Source organism: Streptomyces sp. NPDC055078 (assembly GCF_053607985.1).
In genome coordinates, this window is record NZ_JBSGUP010000314.1 from 1 (window position 1) to 9,365 (window position 9,365).

Genomic DNA, 9,365 nt, shown 5'->3' on the forward strand with positions numbered 1-9,365 from the left:
CCTCATCGCTGTGCGGCGGGCAGTGCTGCGCGGGGGCGCGGAGTGGTGCTACGTCCCGGCGGGGTCTCCCTGCGTCTCGTCCGTGTCGTGGGGCGGGTGGAAGATCGCGTCCGGGCCGTGGGTGGCGTTCCACTCTTCGTAGCGGGTCACGATCTGGGGGACCTCGGCCCAGAGGAAGGCGTACATGTTCCGCATCTCGCGGAGCTTGGCCCGGGAGGTGTCGGCGAGGTCGGGGTCGGTGAGGTGCTGGTCGACGAGGTCGACGATGGCGCGGATGTAGCGCTCGCCGTTGCGGTAACCACCGACCCACGGGTTGTCGGCCAGGGTGAAGAGGTCACGGCGGGACTCGGGAGAGACGGTGCGCCGGACGAGGCCGACGCTGATCAGGAGACGGCCCATGGTGGAGATCGTGGCCGAGCTGGCGCCGAGTCGGCTGCCGAGGTCCTTGCTCGACAGATACGGCTCATCGGTGATCACCAGCGCGCCGAGTATCCGGCCCGCCATCCGTGGCATCTGGGAGCTCAACTGCTCGGCGAGCGCGTCGGCGAACTCCCGTTCCGTCTGAGTGTTCTGGTCACCTTCAGCCATGGCGCGAGCCTACCAACGAGTGATGCTCATTTTAGATTGAATGACATTTTCTCTTGACTAAACGATCCTCACTCTCGAATACTCGCCGCATCGCACGGTCGGACAGCGGGAGTGGCCATGACGCAGCAGCAGCATCGAGTGGATCTTGAGGGTCTGGCTGAGGAGTATTTCGCCGGGGAGATGGCGTACGACCCGTTCACCGCGACGCTGCTGGGGGTCGCGGGCCATGCCCACCGGGTCCCGGACCCGTCGCGGGAGGCGGCCGATGAGCACCGGTCGGCGCTGGGCGCGCTGGGGGTTCGGCTGGCCGCCGTGCCCCGCGGGGAACTGACCGGTGAGGACCGGATCACCCATGGTGTGCTGGGCAGTCTCCTCGCGAACGGTGCGAGCGAGATCGAGCACGGGCTGGACGCCTTCGCGGTGTCCGCGAGCCTGACGTCGGCGCAGAGCCGGGTGTTCCGGGCCGTGGCGATGACCCGTGTGGACGGGGAGAGCGCGCCGGACTTTCTTGAGCGGCTGGCCGCGCTGCCCGGGTTCTTCGACGCGTCGCTGAAGCGGCATCTCTCGGCCGCGGGTGAGGGGCGGTGGCCGCTGCGCAGTGGTGTGGACAGTGCGGTGGCGCAGCTGGAGGGCTATCTGGCCGGGTCCCTGGAGGGTGATGCGCTGGTGCGGCCGCTGGCAGGGATGCCGGAGGCGGAGCGGGCGCGGATGATCGTGCGGGATCTGGTGCGTCCGGCGGTGGCCCGCTACCGGGACGGTCTCGCGGAGGGGCTCCTCGCACACGCCCGGCCCGATGACCGGGCGGGGGTGTGTCATGTGCCCGGTGGTGTGGAGGGGTACGCGGACGCGGTCGCGCGCCACACCCGGCCCGGACTGGGCCCGGAGGAGATCCACCGGATCGGTCTTGAGACGGTCGCCGCGCTGCGGGAGGAGTTCGCGGAGCTGGGCTCGAAGGTGCTCGGCACCCGTGGTGCGGATGCGGCGCTGGCGGCGCTGCGGAAGGATCCGTCGCTGCGGTTCCACCGCTCGGAAGAGATCGTCGCGCTGGTGGACGAGGCGCTGGCGCGGGCCGAACGGGCGGTGCCCGGCTGGTTCCGTGCGTATGAGATCGCCGGGTGTGTGACACGGGAGATCGATGCACTGGAGGCGGAGACCGCGCCGCTGGCGTACTACCAGCCACCGGGTCCTGACGGTCTGCCGGGCACGCACTGGATCAACACGATCAACCCCGGGACCCGGTTCCGGTACGAGTACGAGGCACTGGCCTTCCACGAGAGCATCCCGGGTCACCACTTGCAGATCGCCCTGGCCCAGACCCTGACCGGGCTGCCCGAGTTCCGCCGGAAGTCGGCAGTGCAGATGACGGCGCATCTGGAGGGGTGGGGGCTCTACACGGAGCGCCTCGCCGACGAGATGGGGCTGTACAGCTCCGACCTCGCCCGGTTCGGGATGCTGTCGCTGGATGCCGTCCGGGCCTGCCGGCTCGTGGTGGACACCGGGTTGCACCACCTCGGCTGGTCGCGAGAGAAGGCCGTCACGTACATGCGGGAGAACACCGCGACCACCGAGGCCAACGTCCGCAACGAGATCGACCGCTACATCGTCTTCCCCGGCCAGGCCACCGCCTACATGATCGGCCGCCGCGAGATCCTCGCCCAGCGCGAACGTGCCCGCACCGCGCTCGGCGACCGCTTCGACATCAAGGACTTCCACCACGAGGTCATCGGGCACAGCGCCGTGTCACTCACCGTCCTCGATGAACTGATCACCGACTGGATCAACGCCGCCTGAACCGTTTCCGTGAACACGGCGCCGATTTCACCTGCGCGCCGACGCCGTACCGCCCGGCATGCCCCGTCCTGGCCCCGCGTCCGCGGAACCCCGCCACGGACCCCGCACCGGCCGTCCGCAGCACCCCGCAGCACCCCGTAGCACCCCGTCGGAAACGCCGAACCCGTCCGGAACCCGGCGGTTCGCGCTGTCCGTGACACCGGGGACACCCTGCCCCGGCTCCCCGAGCGGAACCACCCACGCCGCTCGTACCCTCACTCCCCATACCGGAGGACCCATGTCCGAGAGATCCTCGACCTCCAAGGTCACATCCAGACGCTCCGACCGTGTGGTCATCGGTCTGATCGGGCTGCTCACGCTCGTCATCGGCGCGGTGGAGAGCATGACCATCCCCGTACTGCCGCTGATCGGGGCCGATCTGTCGCTCACGCCCGCCCAGGCGGCGCTGATTCCCAGCACCCTGGTCATCACCGGAGCACTGACCACCCCGATCGTGGGCTCCCTCGCCGACCGCTACGGCGGCCGCCCCCTGCTGCTGGGGGTCTCGGCGCTTGTCGTCGGCGGAGCCGCCGTCTCCGCGCTGACCGGCTCCTTCCCGCTGCTGGTCGCCGGGCAGGCGCTCCAGGGCGTCGGCGTGGCCTTCCTGCCGCTGGGCTTCGTCCTCCTGCGGGAACGATTCGCCTCGGAGAAGCGGACCGTCGCCGTCGGCTTCATCGCGGGGTTGTTCACCCTCGGCGGCGGCACCGGAGTGGTGCTGGCCGGGCCGATCGCCGAGAACCTGTCCTGGCGGTGGATGTTCGCCCTGCCCGCCGTCCTCATCATCGTGATCTCCCTCCTCTCCGCCTGGGCGATTCCGGGATCCCGCCCGCTGTCCGCCACGGCCCCCGGACGGATCGACTGGGCCGGGGCCGTTCTGCTCGCCGCCACCCTGTTCTCCCTGATGCTCGCGCTGACCGAACTGCCCAGTGAGGGCTGGACGTCCCCGCTGGTCCTGGGGCTCCTCGCCGCCACCCTGGTCCTCGGGGCGGTCTGGGTCCTGGTCGAACGCCGGACGGCCGACCCGCTGATCGATGTCACGATGCTCACCAACCCGGTCATGATCAGCGCCACCCTGGTCGCCGTCGTGCTCATCATGGGGTACGCGGCCGCCTTCATAGCGATTCCCCAACTCACCGTCATGCCGAAGGAGACCGGTTTTGGGCTGGGCGGGACGGCCTCCGACGTCGGTCTCTATCTGCTTCCCGGCGCCGTCGTCGCCGCTGTCATCGGCCCTCTGGCCGGGATGGCCTGCCGCCGTGCCGGCAGCCGGGCAGTGCTGGTCGGGGGACTCGCGATCGCCGCGGGCAGCTCGCTGTTCGGAGCCTTCCTGCACAGCGAGCCCTGGCAGTTGATCCTGCTCTTCGTACTCCTCGGCATCGGAGTGAGTGCCGGGTCCACGGCTGTCTACAACGGAATCTTCGACTCCGTCCCGGCCGAGGACACCGGGGCCGCGACCGGGCTGAACACCGTCGCCCGTGCGGTCGGCCTCTCCCTCGGCCTCCAGATCTCGGCGGCGATCGTCTCCCGCTCCGCCGAGGGGTCGCCCGTGCCCATGCCCACCGAGGCCGGCTACACCAACAGCTACCTCGTCGCGGCGGCCATCACCGCTGCCGCCGCCCTCTTCGTCCGGGCCATGCCGGGGCGTGGCACGGCCGCCCCGGCCGCCCCCGGCTCCACCGACCGGGCGCCCTCGGTCCCGGCCTGACCGGCCCGTACGCGTCACGGCCCGCCCCGTACGCGTCACGGCCCGCCCCGTACGCGTCACGGCTCGCCCCGTACGCGTCGCGGCCCGTGGCCGTCAGAGCCCGTACCGCAGCCCCAGCAGCAGTACCCCGCAAGGCCGGAACTCCCGGCATCGCACCGACACCCCGGCATCGCACCGGCACAAGGAGACTTCCATGACTGTGGACACCTCAGTACCGACCAGCAGCCGGGCCGCCACGCTCCTCGACGCCATCGCCGCAGGTGAAGAGGGGGCGCAGGGCGCACTGGAGGACGCGCTCCGCGAAGCGGGCGGACCGCTGGTCGAACCGCTCCCGGGCGGCGGCTGTCTCGTCACCTTCGTCCACATCGCATCGGCCGAGCACATCGAGGTCGCCTCGCAGCTCACCATTGACGACGAAGCCCGGGCCACCTCGATGGAGCGGATCGCCGGTACGGACGTGTGGCGGCTGTCCGTCCGGGTCAAGGACGACCGGCTCTCGGTCGCGTACTACTTCGCGGTCGACAACCAGTACACCCTGAAATCGGTGGGCGAGATCATGGAGCTCTCGCAGGCGGGCGGATACGTCGACATGATGCTGGAGATAGAACGCACGTCGCACTCCGACCCGTTCAACCCCGATCGCATGGTCTCGTGGTGGAGCTCCATGAACCCCGCCTCCGAACAGGTCACCCACATGTCCGTCCTCACCCTGCCAGGCGCGGCGGCCGAAACCTGGTTCGGTCCCAGCCGCACCCCGGGCACCCTCACGGACCACCGGGTGGCGTCGGCGGTGTTCGGTGACGAGCGGACCATGACCGTCTACACACCCCACGGGTACGAGCCGGACCGGGGCGGCTATCCGCTGGTGATGCTGCTCGACGGCGAACTCCACGTGGACCACTACCCCGTCATTCTCGACAATCTCATCGAGGCCGGGGCCATCCCGCCCACCGTCGCCGTCTTCGTACGGAACAAGGACGCCATGTCGCGCATGACGGAGATGTGCTGCAACCCCGATCTCGTCCGGCAGTACGGTGACGAACTGCTGCCCTGGATGCGTTCCGCTTACGGGGCCGGCGCGGACCCGGCCCGTACGGTCGTCGCGGGTGTCAGCTACGGCGGGCTGGGTTCCACGTGGCTGGCCCACAGCAGGCCGGAGCTGTTCGGCAGTGTGCTGGCGCTGTCCGGTTCGTACTGGTGGGGCATGAAGGAGTTCCTCGGCGACGGTAACGGCCCGTACTCCATGGGCCCTGACGACGAACCCGGCTGGCTCACCCGGCAGCTCGCCGCCGAGCCGCCGCGTCCCCTCCGGTTCTGGATCGGCGCCGGGACCCTGGAGACCCAGCCGCTGCCGGGCGGTATCACCATGCTCAGCACCAGCCGGCATCTGCGCGATGTGCTGATCGCCAAGGGGTACGACATCGGGTACGACGAGTTCCCCGGCGGACATGAAGAGGCGGGCTGGCGCCGGACGTTCGCCGACGGGCTGCGCTTCCTGCTGGGCGGCTGACCGGCGGGAGCCCGAGGGGGATGGGCCGGTCCGGTTACCCCCGCGACCGTGAGGCGAAACACCTTTGGGCCAAGATGAAATGACCAGGGCGCCCGACGCCCTAGGGTGTTCCGCATGTCTGTGCCCGAGCTGATCCGTATCGTCTCCCGCTCCTCCCCCATGGCGCTCGCCCAAGTCGAGCGTGTCCGTGCGGAGTTGAGTGCCCTGCACCCCGGTATCCGGACGGAGGTCGTGCCGGTCACCACCTCCGGGGACCGCTGGATGGGGGATCTCGCCAAGCTCGGCGGGAAGGGCGCGTTCACCAAGGAGGTGGACGCCGCCCTGCTCGCCGGGGAGGCGGAACTGGCGGTGCACTGCGTCAAGGACGTGCCCGCCGACCGGCCGCTGCCGGCCGGGACGACCTTCGCCGCGTTTCTCGCGCGGGACGACATCCGGGACGCCCTGATCCACCCTGAGGGTCTCACTCTGGACGAACTGCCCGCCGGCACCCGGGTCGGGACCTCATCCGTACGGCGGATCGCGCAGCTCGCCGCCTCGCATCCGCACCTGGAGTGTGTGCCGATGCGCGGGAACGCCAACCGCCGGCTGGAGAAACTGGCGGCCGGGGAAGCGGACGCGCTGCTGCTCGCGGTGGCGGGTCTGGAGCGGATCGGGCGCACCGAGGTGATCAGCGAGGTACTGTCGGTCGAGACGATGTGCCCGCCGATCGGCGCCGGGATTCTCGCCCTCCAGTGCCGTCAGGACGACCACGGCACGATCGACACCGTGAGCGGTCTCGGTGACCCGGCGGCGTTCCGGGAGGCGACGGCGGAGCGGATGTTCCTGCATGTGCTCCAGGGGCACTGCAACTCGCCGATCGCCGGGTACGCCCGAGCCGAGCGCGGCGGGGATCTCTCACTGCGCGCCAGGGTCTTCACCCCGGACGGCAAGCAGGTCCTGAACGCGCACGAATGGGCCGGTCCGCTCGATCCGGCGACGCTGGGGACCTCGGTGGCGGTGGCGCTGCTGCGGCAGGGGGCACGCGATCTGATCGACGGCATCGCGCACTGAGCGGCCGGACCACCGCACCGGAAGCCGCCCCCGGCCCGCTATTTGTATTAGTGCAATTGCGTGTTGCAACTAGTGCAGTGAGCGGTTAGCGTCTGAGGCATGCCCGCCCAGCCATCGGCCCCCGTCACCGTACGGCGGCTCACGTACTACCCCGTGAAGGGGTGCGCCGGTACGGATACCGGGTCCGCCCGCGTCGGTGACACCGGTCTGGCACACGACCGTACGTTCATGGTGGTCGACGCCGTCGACGGGGCCTTCCGCAGTCAGCGGACCCTGCCCGCGATGGCCGCCGTACGGCCCGGGATCACCGATGGGGGCGCCGGACTGCGGCTGGCCGCCGACGGGGTCGGGGACCTCCTGGTCGAGGTCGAACCGGACGGCGAGCGGCTGCCGGTCTCCATGTTCGGGCGGCCCATCGGGGAGGGCGTCGATCAGGGGGACATCGCCGCCGACTGGTTCTCCGAGGTGCTGGGGATGAAGTCCCGGCTGGTGCGGGTGCCCGCGGACTTCGACCGGGACGCGGGCGGCGAGACGCCCGGCAAGGTCGCCTTCGCCGACGCGCACGCTCTGCTCATCGCCTCGCAGGCATCGCTGGACGGGCTGAACGCCCGGATCGAGGCACGGGGCGCGCGGCCGGTGCCGATGGACCGCTTCCGCCCCAATATCGTCCTCGGCGGCTGCGCCGAACCGCACGCCGAGGACGCCATGCGCCGACTGGAGATCGGAACCGCACAGCTCGCCTACGCGGTACGCGCGACGCGGTGCGCGGTCCCGATGGTCGACCAGGCCACCGGGCTGCGGGCCGGCCCGGAACCGATCCGTACGCTCGCCGGGTACCGCCGTGAGCCCGCGTACGAGAACAAGGTCAGCTTCGGGATGAAGGCCGCCGTCGTACGGGGCGGCACGCTCGCCGTGGGCGATGTCGTACGGCCGGTCTGGGCGCCCTGAGCCCGGTCGGCGCCCCGGAAGCCCGGACGCCTGAGCCCTGTCGGCGCTGAAGCCCGGACCTATGAGCCCGGTCGGCGCCCCGGAAGCCCGGACCCCTGAGCCCTGTCCCGGGAGGCTCCGGGGTCAGCAGCGCGGGACCGGTTTGCTGTAGGTGGTGTTGCTGGCGTTGGCCACGTAGTAGTCCGTCACATAGCGGCCGTTCTCCAGCCGGTCCCAGATCTTGGTCGTGCCGGTCTGCGTACCGGACCGCTGGCAGTACACCCAGGCCAGGGAGCCGTTGGGCGAGGTGCCCTGCGCCGGGTACGCGGCCCCGGGCCCGGTCCGTTCGGCGAGACCGCCGGTCGCGGTCGTCTGGTACGGGTAGGTGCAGCGCGGCAGCGGGGCGCTGTAGCCCGTGGTGGACGGGGTGTTCACATAGCGGTCGGTGACATAGCTGCCGTCGGACAGCTTGTTCCACACGGAGGTGGTGCCGACCTTGGTCCCGGGCGTCTGGCACACCACCCGCAGCGCGGCCCGTGGCGCATACGTCTTGGCGGTGGGGTAGGTCGTGGCGGGGCCGGTGCGCGCGTTGAGCGGGGTCGTGCTCGTCACCGCGTAGGTGTACGCGAGGGTCGCGACGGGCGCGTCGAGGCGGTTGGTGTCGATGCTGATGGTGACACCGCCATAGGTCTCGTTGTGCGTCCCCTTGAACTGCTTGGCCCGCTGGTGCACCGCCCACTTGGAGTCGGCGATATTGGCCCAGCCCTTGAGGGAGTCGACGCTGTCGTACCGCGCGATCCACAGTGCGTCGGGGCGGGCGTAGGCGGTGGAGGTGTACACGTCCGAGAGCTGCTTCGCACCGAGGTTGAGGTTCATGTACACGCCCGACACATAGCCGAGCCGGTGCAGCTCCTTCGTCCAGGACGAGACGTAGGAGAGGACGGCGGTACGGCAGGCGGTGTCCGTCTGGGTGTAGTGCTCGATGTCGTTGTAGAACGCGCTGCCCGGCTGCATGCCCAGCGCCTTGGCCTGGGCGATGACGTCCCGCGCCGCCGTGACGCCCTGGGACCTGGCCGTCGCCGGGACCAGGCTGATCTTGGCATCGGTCGGCCGGGCGCCACAGGGCGGTTGCAGCCCCTTGTAGATGGGCAGCAGCCGCCACTTCAGCGCGGCCACGGACGCGACCCACGACGGGGTGAGCTGCGGCTGGGCACAGGTGCGGTTGACGCCGCCGATGTACACACCGACGGCGCGGTACGGGGAGGCGGTCCACGCCCGCATCGCCGCCAGTGTGGGCGCGGTGCAGGTGTCGAACGCGAGCCCGGAGTGCCGTGTCGCGGTCGCGCCCGCCGGATACGCGACCGGGGTGGCAGGCTCGGCCGCGGCGGGCGGGGCGAAGGCGAGCGCGGCGGTGGCGCTCAGCACACCGGCCGCCGCGAGCACGGCGAGGTCACGGAGATGGAAGCGGCTGCGGATACGGCTGCGGATGCCGGTACGGCTGCGCGCGGGTCCCGCAGTGCGGGTGGTGCGGGTGGTGTGGGTGCGGATCGGGGTTCGGTTTCGGGTACGCGTGCGGGTGCCGGTACGCGTGCGGGTGCTGTGAGCGGTGCGGTGCGGGTGCCACATGAATGTCCCCCAAGGTGTGGCGTGACCGAGTGGGAACCAGGATGCTCCGGTCCGAGGCAACTGAACCCCACCCGACAGGAAAATGTCCGAACGGCCCGCCGTCCGGTGCGCGGAAGCACCGGGACGGCG

General features: G+C 70.6%; 7 protein-coding genes. 5 read left to right on the forward strand and 2 right to left on the reverse strand.

Translation table 11 applies throughout. From position 1 onward, the window contains the following. Nucleotides 1–48 precede the first annotated feature (48 nt). A complete protein-coding gene (locus ACWF94_RS24025; RefSeq protein ID WP_453492047.1) occupies nucleotides 49–588 on the reverse strand; it encodes a GbsR/MarR family transcriptional regulator in 540 nt (179 codons plus the stop codon). 117 nt (nucleotides 589–705) lie between these two features. Between ACWF94_RS24025 and ACWF94_RS24030 the strand changes: the two genes are divergently transcribed. The 5 genes from ACWF94_RS24030 (at nucleotide 706) to ACWF94_RS24050 (ending at nucleotide 7,631) form a co-directional block, all read left to right on the forward strand. Beyond that, on the forward strand, nucleotides 706–2,379 hold the full coding sequence (locus ACWF94_RS24030; RefSeq protein WP_453492050.1) for a DUF885 domain-containing protein: 1,674 nt from the start codon (nucleotides 706–708) through the stop codon (nucleotides 2,377–2,379). Nucleotides 2,380–2,656: 277 nt separating this feature from the next. Further along, on the forward strand, nucleotides 2,657–4,123 hold the full coding sequence (locus tag ACWF94_RS24035) for an MFS transporter (RefSeq protein ID WP_453492053.1): 1,467 nt from the start codon (nucleotides 2,657–2,659) through the stop codon (nucleotides 4,121–4,123). Between the two features lie 193 nt (nucleotides 4,124–4,316). Next, on the forward strand, nucleotides 4,317–5,633 hold the full coding sequence (locus tag ACWF94_RS24040; RefSeq protein ID WP_453492055.1) for an alpha/beta hydrolase-fold protein: 1,317 nt from the start codon (nucleotides 4,317–4,319) through the stop codon (nucleotides 5,631–5,633). Between the two features lie 114 nt (nucleotides 5,634–5,747). After that, nucleotides 5,748–6,683 (forward strand): hydroxymethylbilane synthase, encoded by a 936-nt coding sequence (gene hemC, locus ACWF94_RS24045; RefSeq protein WP_453492058.1) that lies wholly within the window; start codon nucleotides 5,748–5,750, stop codon nucleotides 6,681–6,683. A 99-nt stretch (nucleotides 6,684–6,782) separates the two neighbouring features. Next, entirely contained in the window at nucleotides 6,783–7,631 is an 849-nt protein-coding gene (locus ACWF94_RS24050; RefSeq protein WP_453492061.1) for an MOSC domain-containing protein, read from the forward strand. A 123-nt stretch (nucleotides 7,632–7,754) separates the two neighbouring features. Here the strand turns inward: ACWF94_RS24050 and ACWF94_RS24055 are convergent, their stop codons facing one another. Continuing rightward, nucleotides 7,755–9,236: a glycoside hydrolase domain-containing protein gene (locus ACWF94_RS24055; protein WP_453492064.1), complete on the reverse strand. Its 1,482-nt coding sequence runs from the start codon at nucleotides 9,234–9,236 to the stop codon at nucleotides 7,755–7,757. Nucleotides 9,237–9,365: the final 129 nt, after the last annotated feature.

What these genes read in the sequence shown, in the direction of transcription:
- ACWF94_RS24025 (WP_453492047.1), bottom strand. Translation starts at nt 588, where the DNA reads ATGGCTGAAGGTGACCAGAACACTCAGACGGAACGGGAGTTCGCCGAC.
- ACWF94_RS24030 (WP_453492050.1), top strand. Translation starts at nt 706, where the DNA reads ATGACGCAGCAGCAGCATCGAGTGGATCTTGAGGGTCTGGCTGAGGAG.
- ACWF94_RS24035 (WP_453492053.1), top strand. Translation starts at nt 2,657, where the DNA reads ATGTCCGAGAGATCCTCGACCTCCAAGGTCACATCCAGACGCTCCGAC.
- ACWF94_RS24040 (WP_453492055.1), top strand. Translation starts at nt 4,317, where the DNA reads ATGACTGTGGACACCTCAGTACCGACCAGCAGCCGGGCCGCCACGCTC.
- hemC (WP_453492058.1), top strand. Translation starts at nt 5,748, where the DNA reads ATGTCTGTGCCCGAGCTGATCCGTATCGTCTCCCGCTCCTCCCCCATG.
- ACWF94_RS24050 (WP_453492061.1), top strand. Translation starts at nt 6,783, where the DNA reads ATGCCCGCCCAGCCATCGGCCCCCGTCACCGTACGGCGGCTCACGTAC.
- ACWF94_RS24055 (WP_453492064.1), bottom strand. Translation starts at nt 9,236, where the DNA reads ATGTGGCACCCGCACCGCACCGCTCACAGCACCCGCACGCGTACCGGC.